Origin of the sequence: Leclercia sp. EC_58 (genome assembly GCF_019584355.1) — a bacterium.
In the GTDB taxonomy this organism is placed as follows: domain Bacteria; phylum Pseudomonadota; class Gammaproteobacteria; order Enterobacterales; family Enterobacteriaceae; genus Enterobacter.
In genome coordinates this window covers 565,689-581,436 of sequence record NZ_VDAM01000001.1, presented here as the reverse complement: position 1 = coordinate 581,436, position 15,748 = coordinate 565,689, and the positions used below count along the sequence as shown (strand labels likewise).

At 53.9% G+C, this 15,748-nt stretch carries 19 protein-coding genes; 13 read left to right on the top strand and 6 right to left on the bottom strand.

All coding sequences use genetic code 11. The features are described from left to right. The 6 genes from mlaE (at nt 1) to murA (ending at nt 3,973) form a co-directional block, all read left to right on the top strand. Nucleotides 1–783, top strand: a complete 783-nt coding sequence (mlaE, locus tag FHC51_RS02910) for a lipid asymmetry maintenance ABC transporter permease subunit MlaE (protein ID WP_103824932.1) — start codon at nt 1–3, stop codon at nt 781–783. Between the two features lie 4 nt (nt 784–787). Beyond that, entirely contained in the window at nt 788–1,348 is a 561-nt protein-coding gene (mlaD, locus tag FHC51_RS02905) for an outer membrane lipid asymmetry maintenance protein MlaD (RefSeq protein WP_103824983.1), read from the top strand. 3 nt (nt 1,349–1,351) lie between these two features. Continuing rightward, a complete protein-coding gene (gene mlaC / locus FHC51_RS02900) occupies nt 1,352–1,987 on the top strand; it encodes a phospholipid-binding protein MlaC (protein ID WP_103177184.1) in 636 nt (211 codons plus the stop codon). After that, a complete protein-coding gene (gene mlaB / locus FHC51_RS02895; RefSeq protein ID WP_220436643.1) occupies nt 1,987–2,280 on the top strand; it encodes a lipid asymmetry maintenance protein MlaB in 294 nt (97 codons plus the stop codon). The genes mlaC and mlaB overlap by 1 nt, the downstream gene beginning before the upstream one ends. A gap of 126 nt (nt 2,281–2,406) precedes the next feature. Next, entirely contained in the window at nt 2,407–2,661 is a 255-nt protein-coding gene (gene ibaG, locus FHC51_RS02890; protein WP_103177182.1) for a BolA family iron metabolism protein IbaG, read from the top strand. Between the two features lie 52 nt (nt 2,662–2,713). Beyond that, nucleotides 2,714–3,973, top strand: coding sequence for a UDP-N-acetylglucosamine 1-carboxyvinyltransferase (gene murA / locus FHC51_RS02885; protein ID WP_103824931.1), 1,260 nt, complete (start codon nt 2,714–2,716; stop codon nt 3,971–3,973). A 60-nt stretch (nt 3,974–4,033) separates the two neighbouring features. Here the strand turns inward: murA and sfsB are convergent, their stop codons facing one another. Together sfsB and ispB are read right to left on the bottom strand one after the other, a co-directional pair. Then, on the bottom strand, nt 4,034–4,321 hold the full coding sequence (gene sfsB, locus FHC51_RS02880; RefSeq protein WP_103824930.1) for a DNA-binding transcriptional regulator SfsB: 288 nt from the start codon (nt 4,319–4,321) through the stop codon (nt 4,034–4,036). 229 nt (nt 4,322–4,550) lie between these two features. After that, a complete protein-coding gene (gene ispB / locus FHC51_RS02875; RefSeq protein ID WP_103824929.1) occupies nt 4,551–5,522 on the bottom strand; it encodes an octaprenyl diphosphate synthase in 972 nt (323 codons plus the stop codon). A gap of 256 nt (nt 5,523–5,778) precedes the next feature. On the opposite strand from ispB, the gene rplU reads away from it, so the two are divergent. The 4 genes from rplU to cgtA all read left to right on the top strand — a co-directional run bounded on the left by rplU (nt 5,779) and on the right by cgtA (nt 8,607). Beyond that, the gene (gene rplU, locus FHC51_RS02870; protein WP_042325074.1) at nt 5,779–6,090 is read left to right on the top strand and encodes a 50S ribosomal protein L21; all 312 of its coding nucleotides are present in this window, start codon (nt 5,779–5,781) and stop codon (nt 6,088–6,090) included. A gap of 19 nt (nt 6,091–6,109) precedes the next feature. Beyond that, nucleotides 6,110–6,367, top strand: coding sequence for a 50S ribosomal protein L27 (gene rpmA, locus FHC51_RS02865; protein WP_007673187.1), 258 nt, complete (start codon nt 6,110–6,112; stop codon nt 6,365–6,367). 96 nt (nt 6,368–6,463) lie between these two features. After that, nucleotides 6,464–7,438 carry a DMT family transporter gene (locus FHC51_RS02860; RefSeq protein ID WP_103824928.1) on the top strand — a complete coding sequence of 325 codons (975 nt, stop codon included), beginning with the start codon at nt 6,464–6,466 and terminating at the stop codon, nt 7,436–7,438. Continuing rightward, a complete protein-coding gene (gene cgtA / locus FHC51_RS02855) occupies nt 7,435–8,607 on the top strand; it encodes an Obg family GTPase CgtA (RefSeq protein WP_103824927.1) in 1,173 nt (390 codons plus the stop codon). The genes FHC51_RS02860 and cgtA overlap by 4 nt, the downstream gene beginning before the upstream one ends. Before the next feature lie 32 nt (nt 8,608–8,639). Here the strand turns inward: cgtA and pmrB are convergent, their stop codons facing one another. Genes pmrB through dacB form a run of 3 tightly spaced genes read right to left on the bottom strand, consistent with a single transcriptional unit; the run spans nt 8,640 to nt 11,778 of the window. Continuing rightward, the gene (gene pmrB / locus FHC51_RS02850) at nt 8,640–9,683 is read right to left on the bottom strand and encodes a two-component system sensor histidine kinase PmrB (protein WP_220434869.1); all 1,044 of its coding nucleotides are present in this window, start codon (nt 9,681–9,683) and stop codon (nt 8,640–8,642) included. Then, nucleotides 9,680–10,342, bottom strand: a complete 663-nt coding sequence (pmrA, locus tag FHC51_RS02845) for a two-component system response regulator PmrA (protein ID WP_103177176.1) — start codon at nt 10,340–10,342, stop codon at nt 9,680–9,682. The genes pmrB and pmrA overlap by 4 nt, the downstream gene beginning before the upstream one ends. A 2-nt stretch (nt 10,343–10,344) precedes the next feature. After that, nucleotides 10,345–11,778, bottom strand: a complete 1,434-nt coding sequence (gene dacB, locus FHC51_RS02840) for a serine-type D-Ala-D-Ala carboxypeptidase (RefSeq protein ID WP_156655273.1) — start codon at nt 11,776–11,778, stop codon at nt 10,345–10,347. 246 nt (nt 11,779–12,024) lie between these two features. Between dacB and greA the strand changes: the two genes are divergently transcribed. Further along, the gene (gene greA / locus FHC51_RS02835; RefSeq protein ID WP_103177174.1) at nt 12,025–12,501 is read left to right on the top strand and encodes a transcription elongation factor GreA; all 477 of its coding nucleotides are present in this window, start codon (nt 12,025–12,027) and stop codon (nt 12,499–12,501) included. Between the two features lie 152 nt (nt 12,502–12,653). On the opposite strand, the gene yhbY is transcribed toward greA, so the two are convergent. Next, the gene (gene yhbY, locus FHC51_RS02830) at nt 12,654–12,947 is read right to left on the bottom strand and encodes a ribosome assembly RNA-binding protein YhbY (protein ID WP_032614629.1); all 294 of its coding nucleotides are present in this window, start codon (nt 12,945–12,947) and stop codon (nt 12,654–12,656) included. A gap of 122 nt (nt 12,948–13,069) precedes the next feature. Between yhbY and rlmE the strand changes: the two genes are divergently transcribed. Both rlmE and ftsH read left to right on the top strand, forming a co-directional pair. After that, nucleotides 13,070–13,696 carry a 23S rRNA (uridine(2552)-2'-O)-methyltransferase RlmE gene (gene rlmE / locus FHC51_RS02825; protein WP_103177173.1) on the top strand — a complete coding sequence of 209 codons (627 nt, stop codon included), beginning with the start codon at nt 13,070–13,072 and terminating at the stop codon, nt 13,694–13,696. A gap of 102 nt (nt 13,697–13,798) precedes the next feature. After that, nucleotides 13,799–15,733, top strand: coding sequence for an ATP-dependent zinc metalloprotease FtsH (gene ftsH, locus FHC51_RS02820; RefSeq protein ID WP_039031647.1), 1,935 nt, complete (start codon nt 13,799–13,801; stop codon nt 15,731–15,733). Nucleotides 15,734–15,748 lie beyond the last annotated feature (15 nt).

Sequence of the window (15,748 nt, the reverse complement as noted above, 5' to 3'; positions counted from 1 at the left end):
ATGCTGTTAAATGCGTTGGCCGCTCTCGGACACCGTGGCATAAAAACCATCAGGACGTTCGGGCGTGCCGGGTTGATGTTATTCAATGCGCTGGTCGGGAAACCGGAATTCCGCAAACATGCCCCTCTGCTGGTGCGCCAGCTGTATAATGTCGGCGTGCTGTCGATGCTCATTATCATCGTTTCCGGGGTCTTTATCGGGATGGTGCTGGGGCTGCAGGGGTATCTGGTTCTCACTACCTACAGCGCAGAAACCAGCCTCGGAATGCTGGTGGCGCTCTCCCTGCTGCGTGAGCTGGGACCGGTGGTCGCCGCGCTGTTATTCGCGGGACGTGCCGGTTCGGCGCTGACCGCTGAAATCGGCCTGATGCGCGCCACGGAGCAGCTCTCCAGTATGGAAATGATGGCCGTGGATCCGCTGCGTCGGGTCATCTCGCCGCGCTTCTGGGCCGGTATGATTTCGCTGCCGCTGTTAACTATCCTCTTTGTCGCGGTCGGCATCTGGGGCGGTTCGATGGTTGGCGTGCAGTGGAAAGGGATCGATGCCGGTTTCTTCTGGTCAGCGATGCAGGGCGCCGTTGACTGGCGTCTGGATCTGGTTAACTGCCTGATTAAAAGCGCGGTATTTGCCGTGACGATCACCTGGATTGCGCTGTTCAATGGCTACGATGCGATCCCGACGTCTGCCGGTATCAGCCGGGCAACCACCCGTACCGTTGTTCATTCGTCGCTGGCCATACTGGCTCTGGATTTTGTGCTCACCGCACTGATGTTTGGGAAATGAGTTCATGCAAACGAAAAAAGTAGAAATTTGGGTTGGCGTATTTGTCCTGCTGGCGCTGCTGGCAGCACTCTTTTTAAGCTTTAAAGTGGCGGACGTAACGACCATCCGCACCGAGCCGACATACCGTATTTATGCCACCTTCGATAACATCGGCGGCCTGAAGAGCCGTTCTCCGGTGCGTATTGGCGGGGTAGTGGTAGGGCGCGTCGCCGATATCACCCTCGATGAGAAAACCTATCTGCCACGCGTCGCGCTGGATATCGAAGAGCGCTACAACCATATTCCGGATACCAGCTCCCTCTCTATTCGTACGTCCGGTCTGTTAGGGGAACAATACCTGGCGCTGAACATCGGTTTTGACGATCCCGAACTGGGAACGTCTATCCTTAAGGACGGTGGCGTGATTCAGGATACGAAGTCAGCCATGGTGCTGGAAGATATGATTGGTCAGTTCCTTTACAACAGCAACAGTAAAGGGGGTGACGAGAATCAAGCTGCGCAGACCCCTGCGCAGAGTGACATTACGCCGCCTGTTGGCACGACGAATTCATCTCAGGAGAAGTAATTCATGATTAAACGACTGTTAATGGTTGCCATGCTGATGATTGCCCCTCTGACTGCAGCTAACGCAGCCGATCAGAGCAATCCTTATCAACAGATGAATGAGGCAGCAAAGAAAACCTTCGATCGCCTTAAAAATGAGCAGCCAAAGATCCGCTCCAATCCTGACTATCTGCGTGATGTGGTTGACCAGGAACTGCTGCCCTATGTCCAGGTGAAATATGCTGGTGCGCTGGTGCTGGGCCGTTACTACAAAGACGCAACGCCTGCGCAGCGCGAAGCCTATTTCGCTGCGTTCCGTGAATATCTGAAGCAGGCCTACGGTCAGGCTCTCGCCATGTACCACGGTCAGACGTATCAGATCGCACCGGAGCAGCCGCTGGGTTCTGCGACCATCGTGCCTATCCGCGTGACCATCGTCGATCCGAACGGTCGTCCGCCAGTGCGTCTGGATTTCCAGTGGCGTAAGAACACCCAGAGCGGTAACTGGCAGGCTTACGACATGATTGCCGAAGGCGTCAGCATGATCACCACCAAGCAGAACGAATGGAGCGATCTGCTGCGTACCAAGGGCATTGATGGTCTGACCGCGCAGCTGAACAGCATCGCACGTCAGAAAATTACCCTGGAAGGAAACAAGTAATTATGTCGCAGCTGAGCTGGACCCGTGAGGGTGAGACGTTATTACTCTCAGGCGAGTTGGATCAGGATTATCTGAATCCTCTCTGGGATGCGCGGAACGATGCCATGAAGGGAGTTTCCCGAATCGACCTGAGTGGTATCTCTCGCGTGGATACGGCGGGTGTGGCGTTGCTGGTTCATCTGGTCTCAACGGGCAAGCAGCAGGGCATCCCGGTGACGCTTTCGGGCGTCAGCGACAATGTCGTCACCCTGGCCCAGCTCTATAATCTGCCGGAAGACGTATTGCCCCGCTAATTTTTTCAGTACGTTACTATCAAAAGCCCTGACAGTTTCATCGTCGGGGCTTTTTGCTTATTTAAGACCGCGCCACTTTGCTCTAAGATGTTGGGCTTGTTTTCACTACCAGATGATATAGAACCCATGGAAAATCATGAAATCCAGACAGTGCTGATGAACGCACTCGCCCTTCAGGAAGTCCACGTCTCCGGCGACGGCAGCCACTTTCAGGTTATTGCTGTGGGTGAGATTTTTGACGGCATGAGCCGCGTGAAGAAGCAGCAGGCTGTCTATGCGCCGCTGATGGAATATATCGCGGATAATCGTATCCATGCCCTGTCGATCAAGGCGTTTACCCCTACAGAGTGGGCACGCGATCGCAAACTAAACGGTTTTTGAGCTGAGGGTGATTTGCCCGCAGCACGGTTGAATTCATACAGAGAGTAATTACATGGACAAATTTCGTGTTCAGGGGCCGACGCGTCTCCAGGGCGAAGTCACAATTTCCGGCGCTAAAAATGCCGCGCTGCCGATCCTCTTCGCCGCACTGCTTGCGGAAGAGCCGGTAGAGATCCAGAACGTACCAAAGCTGAAAGACATTGATACCACCATGAAACTGCTCGGCCAGTTGGGTACCAAGGTTGAGCGTAACGGATCCGTCTGGATCGACGCCAGCAACGTGAATAACTTCTCCGCCCCTTACGATCTGGTGAAGACCATGCGTGCATCCATCTGGGCGCTGGGTCCGCTGGTGGCCCGTTTTGGACAGGGCCAGGTTTCTCTGCCGGGCGGTTGCGCCATTGGCGCGCGTCCGGTGGACCTGCACATTTTTGGCCTTGAGAAGCTGGGCGCAGAAATTAAGCTGGAAGAGGGCTATGTGAAGGCGTCCGTGAATGGCCGTCTGAAAGGCGCCCACATCGTGATGGACAAAGTAAGCGTTGGCGCTACCGTCACCATCATGTCCGCAGCGACGCTGGCCGAAGGCACCACCATCATCGAGAACGCCGCCCGCGAGCCGGAGATCGTGGATACCGCGAACTTCCTGAATACGCTGGGCGCGAAGATCACCGGTCAGGGCACCGACCGTATTACCATTGAAGGCGTTGAGCGTCTGGGTGGCGGCGTATATCGCGTCCTGCCTGACCGTATCGAAACCGGGACCTTCCTGGTCGCCGCAGCCATCTCCGGCGGTAAGATCGTCTGCCGCAACGCCCAGCCTGATACGCTGGACGCGGTACTGGCAAAACTGCGCGAAGCCGGTGCCGATGTTGAAACCGGCGAAGACTGGATCAGCCTGGATATGCACGGTAAACGTCCGAAAGCCGTTAACGTACGTACCTCTCCGCATCCGGCATTCCCGACCGATATGCAGGCCCAGTTTACTCTGCTGAACCTGGTGGCGGAAGGGACGGGTGTGATCACTGAAACGATTTTTGAAAACCGTTTTATGCATGTACCGGAACTGATCCGTATGGGCGCACACGCTGAGATCGAAAGTAACACCGTGATCTGTCATGGCGTGGAAAAACTGTCTGGTGCTCAGGTGATGGCAACCGATCTGCGTGCTTCTGCGAGCCTGGTGCTGGCAGGTTGTATTGCGGAAGGGACGACGCTGGTGGATCGTATTTATCACATCGATCGCGGCTATGAACGCATTGAAGATAAACTGCGCGCTCTGGGTGCAAATATTGAGCGTGTAAAAGGCGAGTAATCGTTCCGGCAGCCCCCTGCCAAAATGACCGGGGGGTTGCTATTCCCGTTTACAAGAGCGTCATTCCTGGCGCTCTTTTTCTTGTTTCTTATGGCGCATCATGCGCGTTCTGTCGACAAACTCGTGAGTGATGGGGTCGTGGTAGCGTGATGGCCAGATAACCCAAGGGTCGGTGCCGAGCGCTGTAGCAATGATCAATTCTCCCTTTGGCCAGGGGCGCGTTAGCGCATTTGCAAGGGTGGATGAACTCAGGCCATTACGGCGGGATTCTGCAGCAAGTGATGTTCCCTTTTTGCGCAGCGCGGCGATGATATCGGCCGAGTGCCAGTCGGTAAATTTCTTATCCATTCAGCTATCCCTCTGTTCGGGTACGTGTACGTCATTTCCTCTTAAATGACAGTGTTACTATACCTTCTTCAAACATCGGTTCTAAAAAGTTCGCATTACAGGAGGCAATATTCGGATTTTACCAGGGCTTTAATCATGCGGCCTGTAAGGGGATTATTTAACAGTTTCATGGATAAAAATTGGAACTTACTAGAACTCTCTTTTCACATAAAAGAGAGTTCATCGGGGGTTATCGATCGCGCTGAACAGCAATATGCGCGAGGCCGATCAGGGCGTCTCGCCATGGGCTGTCAGGGATGACCTGAAGTGCGGCAATGGCTTTATCCGCTTCTTCCTCAGCACGCTGGCGCGTCCATTCCAGGGAACCACAGGTTGCCATTGCTTCCAGTACAGGTTCCAGAAGATGTCGACCGTTTCCTTGCTCAATCGCTTCGCGAATAAGCTTAGCCTGTTCAGGGGTGCCGTGACGCATAGCATGCAGCAGCGGCAGCGTCGGTTTGCCTTCATTAAGGTCATCACCGACGTTCTTGCCGAGCGTTTCGCCATCGGCGCTGTAGTCGAGCAGATCGTCGATCAGCTGGAAGGCGGTGCCAAGGTAGCGCCCGTAATCCTGCAGCCCACGCTCCTGCTCGTCAGTACAGCCGGCCAGAATACCGGAGCACTGCGCAGCGGCTTCGAACAGACGAGCGGTTTTGCTGTAGATCACCCGCATGTAGTTCTCTTCAGTGATGTCCGGGTCGTTGACGTTCATCAGCTGCAGAACTTCGCCTTCCGCAATGACGTTCACCGCTTTGGACATCACTTCCAGGATCTTCAGCGATCCCAGGCTGGTCATCATCTGGAAGGCGCGCGTATAGATAAAATCGCCTACCAGCACGCTGGCAGCATTGCCAAACGCGGCGTTGGCCGTGGCTTTGCCACGACGCATGTCGGACTCATCGACAACGTCATCATGCAGCAGCGTGGCGGTATGGATAAATTCGATCAGCGCTGCGATCGTTACGTGCGCGTTCTCCTGATAGCCGACCGCTCGGGCGGCCAGCACAGCGATCATTGGACGGATGCGTTTACCCCCGCCGCTGACGATGTAATAACCCAACTGATTGATTAGTTGAACGTCAGAATCGAGCTGCTCCAGGATCGCTGCATTCACACCCGCCATATCTTGCGCGGTTAACTCATTGATTTTTTCTAAATTCATCGCAAAAGCCGGGCTTTAAGTCCTGTTTACCACATATCAAATGGGCTAACGAAGGGTTCGGTTTATCAATAGTAGCGCTGATTGTACTGAAAAAACGCGGCAGATAAACGTTACCGTACGTGTTGTGTTTTTTTTCTTCATGTATTGACTGTAGCACTTGTCAAAGGCTCGCGTTTTGCGTAATATTCGCGCCCTATTGTGAATATTTATAGCGCACTCTGAATCACACGAGGATGTGCGCGGAAGCGGAGTTTATATGTACGCGGTTTTCCAAAGTGGTGGTAAACAACACCGAGTAAGCGAAGGTCAGACCGTTCGCCTGGAAAAGCTGGACATCGCAACTGGCGAATCTATTGAATTCGCTGAAGTTCTGATGATCGCAAACGGTGAAGAAGTCAAAATCGGCGTTCCTTTCGTTGATGGCGGCGTTATCAAAGCTGAAGTTGTTGCTCATGGTCGTGGCGAGAAAGTTAAAATCGTTAAGTTTCGTCGTCGTAAACACTACCGTAAGCAGCAGGGCCACCGTCAGTGGTTCACTGATGTGAAAATTACTGGCATCAGCGCCTAAGACCTGAGGAGAGATTTAAATGGCACATAAAAAGGCTGGCGGCTCCACACGTAACGGTCGCGATTCAGAAGCTAAACGCCTCGGCGTTAAGCGTTTCGGTGGCGAAACCGTTCTGGCGGGTAGCATCATCGTTCGTCAGCGTGGTACTAAATTCCACGCTGGTAACAACGTAGGTTGCGGTCGTGACCACACTCTGTTTGCTAAAGCAGACGGTAAAGTGAAATTTGAAGTTAAAGGCCCGAACAACCGTAAATACATCAGCATTGTTGCTGAGTAAGGTTTTCTCGGTCCGGTAACGGATTAAAGCCCCGCAACGTGTTGCGGGGCTTTTTACATTGGAAACCCGGTAATTTTTTCGGTAGGGAAAACGGGCATGAAGCAGCAGGCCGGCATTGGTATTCTTTTGGCGCTCACTACCGCAATGTGCTGGGGTGCGCTGCCAATTGCAATGAAGCAGGTACTGGAAGTGATGGAGCCGCCAACGGTGGTCTTCTACCGCTTCCTGATGGCCGGTATTGGATTAGGTATTATCCTTGCGATAAAGGGTAAGCTTCCTCCGCTGCGTATCTTTCGCAAACCGCGCTGGCTGGTACTGCTGGCGATTGCGACAGGTGGTCTGTTCGGTAACTTCATTCTGTTCAGTTCTTCCCTGCAATACCTCAGTCCTACGGCCTCGCAGGTTATTGGCCAGCTCTCGCCGGTAGGCATGATGGTTGCCAGCGTCTTTATTCTGAAAGAGAAGATGCGCGGCACGCAGATTATCGGGGCACTGATGCTGCTTTGCGGTCTGGTGTTGTTCTTCAATACCAGTCTGATAGAGATTTTTACCCGCCTGACGGATTACACCTGGGGTGTAATTTTCGGGGTGGGCGCGGCGGCGGTATGGGTGAGTTATGGCGTCGCGCAAAAGGTGTTATTACGCCGTCTGGCGTCACAGCAGATTCTGTTTTTGCTGTACACTTTATGTACTATTGCCCTGTTGCCGCTGGCGAAGCCGGGAGTCATCTCCCAGTTAAGCGACTGGCAACTGGCGTGTCTGATCTTTTGTGGTCTGAACACATTAGTGGGTTATGGCGCACTGGCAGAAGCGATGGCACGCTGGCAGGCAGCGCAGGTAAGTGCGCTGATTACGCTGACGCCACTGTTTACACTGTTATTTTCAGATTTATTATCAATGGCCTGGCCCGATTTCTTCGTCAAACCGATGTTAAACCTGTTGGCTTATCTCGGTGCGTTTGTCGTGGTTGCGGGCGCGATGTATTCCGCCATTGGTCATCGTCTTTGGGGACGTTGGCGCAAAAATGAAGCGGCCCCCGCTCAGGCGAATGATTTACGGAGAGTAAAATGAAGTTTGTTGATGAAGCAACGATCCTGGTCGTGGCAGGTGATGGCGGTAATGGTTGCGTAAGCTTCCGCCGCGAAAAATACATTCCCCGTGGCGGTCCTGATGGCGGCGACGGCGGCGACGGCGGTGACGTGTGGTTAGAGGCGGATGAAAACCTCAACACCCTGATCGACTACCGTTTCGAAAAATCATTCCGTGCTGAGCGCGGTCAGAATGGCCAGAGCCGTGACTGTACCGGTAAACGCGGGAAAGATGTCACGGTTAAAGTCCCTGTCGGAACGCGTGTTATCGATCAGGGCACGGGCGAAACCATGGGTGATATGACCAAACATGGTCAGCGCCTGATGGTCGCAAAAGGCGGCTGGCACGGTCTGGGTAATACCCGTTTCAAATCCTCCGTTAACCGTACGCCGCGTCAGAAGACGATGGGTACCCCGGGTGATAAGCGCGATCTGCAGCTGGAACTGATGCTGCTGGCGGACGTGGGTATGCTGGGGATGCCAAACGCAGGTAAATCCACCTTTATCCGTGCTGTCTCTGCGGCCAAACCAAAAGTGGCCGACTATCCGTTTACGACCCTGGTACCAAGCCTCGGCGTAGTGCGTATGGACAACGAGAAGAGCTTCGTCGTGGCCGATATCCCGGGCCTGATCGAAGGCGCTGCCGAAGGGGCGGGCTTAGGTATTCGCTTCCTGAAGCACCTTGAGCGTTGCCGCGTTCTGCTGCACCTCATCGATATCGATCCAATCGACGGTTCCGATCCGGTGGAAAACGCCCGTATCATTATCGGCGAGCTGGAAAAATACAGCGACAAACTGGCTGCCAAGCCGCGCTGGCTGGTCTTTAACAAGATCGACCTGATGGATAAAGCGGAAGCCGAAGCGAAGGCGAAAGCCATTGCCGAAGCGATGGGCTGGGAAGACAAGTACTATCTCATCTCCGCCGCAAGCCAGATGGGCGTGAAAGAGCTGTGCTGGGATGTGATGACCTTCATCATCGAGAACCCGGTAACGCAGGCAGAAGAAGCGAAACAGCCTGAAAAAGTCGAATTCATGTGGGATGACTACCACCGTCAGCAGCTTGAAGAGCAGGCGGAAGAAGACGACGAAGAGTGGGATGACGACTGGGATGAAGATGACGAAGAAGGCGTCGAATTCATCTATAAGCGTTAAAACCATCAAGAGCCCCCTATCAAGGGGGCTTTTTAATTCAGTGTTTCAGGCAGCCAGCAGGTGACTATTAAGCCGCCTTCGGGGCGATTTTCCAGCGTCAGCTTGCCGCGATGCAGCTGTATAATACGCTGAACGATGCTCAGCCCCAGCCCGCTACCGCCATAGCGTTGATCGATGCGGCGAAACGGCTCGGTAATCGACTGGCGATGGGCTTCATCTATGCCAGGCCCCTGATCGCTGACGCTCACCTGCGTACCGCCGTCGACCTCCTGCATGGCGACTTCAATAGTGGTTCCCGCCGGGCTGTAACGCACCGCGTTTTCCAGCAAATTACGTAACATCAGCCGTAACAGGATTGCATCGCCCTGTACGTTCTGTGGGCTCGCCTGCGGCCAGACCAGGGTGTGATTTTTCGCCTCATTCTCCAGCGCCAGCGGCGCAATAATGGCTTCGCTCCAGTTAACCGTATCATAGTGGCCGCTGGCCATAGCTTGCCCCGCCCGGGCCAGCATTAGCAGCTGCTCTACGGTATGCATCAGTTGATCGATTCGGGCAATCAGCGTCGTCGCCTGGGGCGAGCCTGTCTGCGCCATCAGCTCCAGATGCAGGCGAATACCCGCCAGCGGCGTACGCAGCTCATGCGCGGCATCAGCTGTGAACAGGCGCTCCTGCTGAATGGTTTGATCCAGCCGGGCGAGCAATTGATTCAGCGAGGTGGTGACGGCGCCAATTTCCTCCATATCAGAGTACATCGGCAGCGGCGTAAGATTATCGGCAGAACGGTTCGCCAGGCTGGTACGTAACTGATTCAGCGGACGGGTGATCCAGCTGACGGCCCAGAAAGAGAAGAGTAGGGTAAACCCGACCATCACCAGCGAAGGAACCAGCAACGAGGCGATCGCCTCCCGGATCTCTTTCTCGACATGCTGGTTGCGGGATTTTGCCGACAGCGTCTCGCTCACCAGAAAGCTGATTTGCTCCCGGCTCTCATGCCAGAGCCAGATGACGCTGATCAGTTGAAAGAAAAGCAGAATGACTGCCAACAGCACCATCAGACGACGGCGCATGCTGTTCATTTTTGACTCTCAAGGCGATATCCCACGCCGCGTACCGTTTTGATCCGGTCTTTGCCCAGCTTGCGTCGCAGATTATGAATATGCACCTCCAGCGTATTAGAGCCGGGATCGTCCTGCCAGGAGTAAATATCCTGCTGTAAGGTTTCCCGGTGGACGGTCTGACCGGTGCGCATAATCAGCCGGGTTAACAGAGCAAACTCTTTAGGGGTCACTTCGACCGGCTGGGATTGCTGTAAAACCTGCTGGGTTTGCAGATTTAACGTCAGATCGCCATCGCTGAGCAGGTTATCGCTGTGCCCTTGATAGCGCCGGATCAACGCTCTGGCGCGCGCCTGGAGCTCCGCCAGCGCAAAAGGCTTGACCAGATAGTCATCGGCGCCGGAGTCCAGGCCGTTTATCCGGTCTTCCAGCGCGTCGCGGGCGGTCAGGATTAGCACAGGGTTATCGATACCCCGTCGGCGCCACTGGCTTAGCAGGGTGGCACCGTCTTTATCCGGCAGGCCAAGATCGAGGATCACCAGACTGTATTCGCCGCTCTGGATAAGGCCATCAGCTTCGGCGGCGGTTCCCGCGCAATCAAGCGTGTAACCTTCAGCCGAGAGCGCCAGCGCCAGTCCTTCCTGCAACAACAGATCGTCTTCAACAATGAGTAATTTCATCGCTAGTTGTTCTGATAAATGTCCTTGTAAAGCCGGCTTTCAAAGCGCACCAGCGGGATACGGCGGTTACGTTGGTCGGCAGGTTCCACCGCGTAGCCAGAAAGATACTGCACAAATGCCATCCGCTGTCCGCTGGCGGTGGTGATAAAGCCGGCAAGGTTATACACCCCCTGCAGGGAGCCCGTTTTGGCGGAGACTTTGCCATCGACGCCCGCCGCATGCAGGCCCGCACGGTACTGCAGGGAGCCGTCATAACCGGCGAGCGGCAGCATTGAGATGAAGTTTAGTTCAGTGTCGTGCTGAGCAATGTACTGAAGGACCTGCATCATGGTGGCAGGAGAGATCAGGTTATGGCGCGACAGACCCGAACCATCGACCGCGATGGTATTGCCAAGATCGATGCCAGCCTGCTGGCGGAGGATCTGACGAACCGCATCTGAACCGGCACGCCAGGTACCAGGTACGCCAAAGCGGGCATGCCCAATCATGCGAAATACGGTATCGGCGATCATGTTGTCCGATTTTTTCAGCATGATCTTCAGCAGATCGTGCAGCGGCGCCGACTGCTTACTGGCAATCACGGTGCCGGGCTCGTTGCTCTGCGTCTGACGCAGCAGGGTACCGCTGTAAGTGATGTTGGCCTGCTTCAGTTCATTCTTGAGGATCGCCCCGGCATAGCTTGCGCCATCCTGAATGGCGAAGGCCAGCGGCAGCGGATCGGCCCGCTGCGTCAGGCAGCCAGTCAGGGTAAAGCGGTTCAAATCGCCCGGGACGACATCCAGTTCGCAGTACTGCGCTTCCGGGGAACCTTTCGCCAGGGTACGCACCTGGCTGAACATGTTGACCGGATAGTAAGAGGCCACCCGAATGAAGGCTAAATCGTTCGGTTTGGGGGCGCTGTATAACGAAATGGAAAAGCAGTTACGATCGACGATCGCGGCCGCAGGCGGGGCGCTAAAGCACTGGGTCATGTCATTCCACGGCCAGCCGGGGGCTTTATCGTGGCTGGCAAAAATGGATGTATCGATAAGCACATTGCCTTCAATGCGCTGTACACCAGACTTCTTTAGCACGGCGACCATGTTGCGGATATCCTGACGCTTAAATGTCGGATCGCCGCCAAAACGGGCGATAAGATCGCCTTTCAGCACGCCGTTCTCAATGTTGCCTTTGCTTTCAAGCGTGGTCGTAAAACGAAAGTCAGGCCCAAGCTGCAGCAGGGCGGCCAGCGCCGTGATCACCTTTTGGGTACTGGCAGGCAGAGCCATCTGCTGGCTGTGATAATCAATCTCAGGCGCCTGAGCCCCCACCTTTTGCACGACCAGGGCAAGATTGGCGCCATCGGGCAGCTGATTAATGTACTCGTCAACGTTCGCTGCCTGGACAGTGAACGCAATAGTGGTGGTCAATCCGATGATAAATCTGGAAAATCGCATAATCTCGCGCTAACAACCCGGAAACAAACCGTCATACTACGGCCCAACGCCCTGTAAAGTAAACGATGACCCATACTGAACTTCGCGTTAAAATACGTATCAAACTGAAAAATTGCTGCTGACCTGGGACATTGTTTCCGGGTCAGTTTTCTTTTGCTTCTGACCTGTGCCAGGCTGTGATGCCTGCGGGGCCAGTAGTCGGGTCGGTTAACCGTACCTAACAGGAATGTCAAAGAGGTATAACAAATGCAAGCTATTCCGATGACCTTACGTGGTGCTGAAAAACTGCGTGAAGAACTGGATTTTTTGAAATCTGTTCGCCGCCCTGAAATCATCGCCGCCATTGCGGAAGCACGTGAGCATGGCGATCTGAAAGAGAATGCTGAGTATCACGCCGCGCGTGAGCAGCAGGGGTTCTGCGAAGGCCGTATCAAAGATATCGAAGCCAAGCTGTCAAATGCGCAGGTGATTGATATCACAAAAATGCCAAATAACGGACGCGTGATTTTTGGCTCTACCGTCACTGTGATCAACCTGGATACGGACGAAGAGGTCTCCTACCGCATCGTGGGTGATGACGAGGCTGATTTTAAGCAGAATCTGATCTCAGTAAACTCGCCAATCGCACGCGGTCTGGTGGGTAAAGAGCAGGACGATGTTGTCACTATCCGTACGCCAGGCGGCGAAGTGGAATTCGAAATTACCAAGGTTGATTACCTGTAATTCGCATCCCCGGACAGATGTTGATAGATTGTAAAGATAGGAAAAAGGCCGCATAGCGGCCTTTTATCAACTCAAGGAGCATGGCATTTTGCTCACCTGCTAAAGAAAAACCCCTCGTTTTACACAGTAAATGTGTTCAATTCAGGATAATCTTAGCGTGGCAGCGAGATTTTACGCTCTTTAGATGGGCGGTAGAGCACCAGCGTTTTACCGATGACCTGTACATTACAGGCGCCGGTCTCGCGCACGATTGCTTCCACGATCAAGGTCTTGGTGTCTCTGTCTTCAGAGGCGATTTTCACCTTGATTAATTCGTGGTGCTCCAGCGCTTGTTCAATCTCGGCCAGTACCCCTTCGGTCAAACCATTGTTGCCAAGCATCACTACAGGCTTGAGCGGATGTGCCAGACCTTTAAGGTGCTGTTTTTGTTTAGTACTCAGATTCATCGTATATTTTTGCTTACGTTGGGATTGAAAACGGTTCATTCTACCGCCATCTCCCTAATATCGCCAAATTGCTGAGTGGAAATTTACACCACAGGCTACGATGAACCAGGACGGAAAGTTAAATGACAGGTAAAAAGCGTTCTGCTAGCTCGAGCCGCTGGCTCCAGGAACACTTTAGCGATAAATATGTTCAACAGGCACAGAAAAAGGGGTTACGTTCCCGTGCCTGGTTTAAACTTGATGAAATACAGCAAAGTGACAAACTCTTTAAACCGGGGATGACAGTTGTTGACCTCGGTGCAGCGCCCGGTGGATGGTCGCAATATGCGGTAACGCAAATCGGCGGAACGGGCCGAATTATCGCCTGCGATCTTTTACCTATGGATCCTATCGTTGGTGTGGACTTCCTTCAGGGCGATTTTCGTGATGAATTAGTACTGAAAGCGTTACTTGAACGAGTAGGTGACAGTAAAGTTCAGGTTGTCATGTCCGATATGGCGCCAAATATGTGCGGAACACCGGCGGTGGATATCCCCCGCTCCATGTATCTGGTAGAACTGGCGTTAGAAATGTGTCGTGATGTATTAGCGCCGGGTGGTAGTTTTTTAGTAAAGGTGTTCCAGGGCGAAGGTTTCGAGGAGTATCTGAAGGAAATTCGCTCCCTGTTTACGAAGGTCAAAGTTCGTAAACCGGACTCTTCGCGTGCGCGTTCACGTGAAGTGTATATTGTAGCGACCGGGCGAAAATGATAACCGGTGAATTTCAGGCGAAAGTTTGAAATAAATCGGATACAGAGTATCCTGACGCTGTTTTTAACACAGTTGTAATAAGAGGTTAATCCCTTGAGTGACATGGCGAAAAACCTAATACTCTGGCTGGTCATTGCCGTTGTGCTGATGTCAGTATTCCAGAGCTTTGGGCCCAGCGAGTCTAATGGCCGTAAGGTGGACTACTCTACCTTCCTGCAAGAGGTCAACCAGGATCAGGTTCGCGAAGCGCGTATCAACGGACGTGAGATCAACGTTACCAAGAAAGATAGTAACCGTTACACGACTTACATTCCGGTGAACGATCCTAAGCTGCTTGATAACCTGCTGACTAAAAACGTCAAGGTTGTCGGCGAGCCGCCGGAAGAGCCAAGCCTGCTGGCTTCTATCTTCATTTCCTGGTTCCCGATGCTGCTGCTTATCGGCGTCTGGATCTTCTTTATGCGTCAGATGCAGGGCGGCGGTGGCAAAGGCGCCATGTCGTTCGGCAAGAGCAAGGCGCGTATGCTGACGGAAGACCAGATCAAAACCACTTTTGCTGACGTTGCAGGTTGCGACGAAGCGAAAGAAGAGGTGGGTGAACTGGTCGAATACCTGCGTGAGCCGAGCCGTTTCCAGAAACTGGGCGGTAAGATCCCGAAAGGCGTTCTGATGGTAGGTCCTCCTGGTACCGGTAAAACCCTGCTGGCGAAAGCCATCGCAGGTGAAGCGAAGGTGCCGTTCTTTACCATTTCCGGTTCTGACTTCGTTGAAATGTTCGTGGGTGTGGGTGCATCTCGTGTGCGTGACATGTTCGAACAGGCCAAGAAAGCCGCACCGTGCATCATCTTCATCGATGAAATCGACGCCGTAGGCCGCCAGCGTGGCGCGGGCCTGGGCGGGGGTCACGATGAACGTGAGCAGACGCTGAACCAGATGCTGGTTGAAATGGACGGCTTTGAAGGTAACGAAGGCATTATCGTTATCGCTGCAACTAACCGTCCGGACGTTCTTGACCCTGCGCTGCTGCGTCCAGGTCGTTTTGACCGTCAGGTTGTGGTTGGTCTGCCAGACGTTCGTGGTCGTGAACAGATCCTGAAAGTGCATATGCGTCGCGTACCGCTCTCTCCGGACATCGATGCGGCAATTATTGCGCGCGGTACCCCGGGCTTCTCCGGTGCGGATCTGGCTAACCTGGTGAACGAAGCTGCACTGTTTGCTGCCCGTGGCAACAAGCGTGTGGTCTCCATGGTGGAGTTCGAGAAAGCGAAAGACAAAATCATGATGGGTGCGGAACGTCGCTCCATGGTGATGACGGAAGCGCAGAAAGAGTCCACGGCTTACCACGAAGCGGGTCACGCGATTATCGGTCGCCTGGTGCCGGAACATGATCCGGTGCATAAAGTAACCATTATTCCACGTGGCCGTGCGCTGGGCGTTACGTTCTTCCTGCCGGAAGGCGATGCAATCAGCGCCAGCCGCCAGAAACTGGAAAGCCAGATTTCAACCCTCTACGGTGGTCGTCTGGCAGAAGAGATTATCTACGGTGTGGAACATGTTTCGACCGGTGCGTCTAACGACATTAAAGTCGCGACCAACCTGGCCCGTAACATGGTGACCCAGTGGGGCTTCTCCGACAAACTTGGTCCGCTGCTCTATGCGGAAGAAGAAGGCGAAGTGTTCCTCGGCCGCAGCGTGGCGAAAGCGAAACATATGTCCGATGAGACAGCTCGTATCATCGACCAGGAAGTGAAAGCGCTGATTGAACGTAACTACGGTCGCGCCCGTCAGATCCTGAATGACAATATGGATATCCTGCACGCCATGAAAGATGCGCTCATGAAATATGAGACCATCGATGCGCCGCAGATTGACGACCTGATGGCTCGCCGTGATGTTCGTCCGCCTGCGGGCTGGGAAGATCCAGGTGCCTCTAACAACTCTGACAACAACGGTACGCCACGTGCGCCGCGTCCGGTCGATGAACCGCGTACGCCAAACCCGGGCAACACCATGTCAGAACAGTTGGGCGATAAATAAGCCACCGCTGTCAAT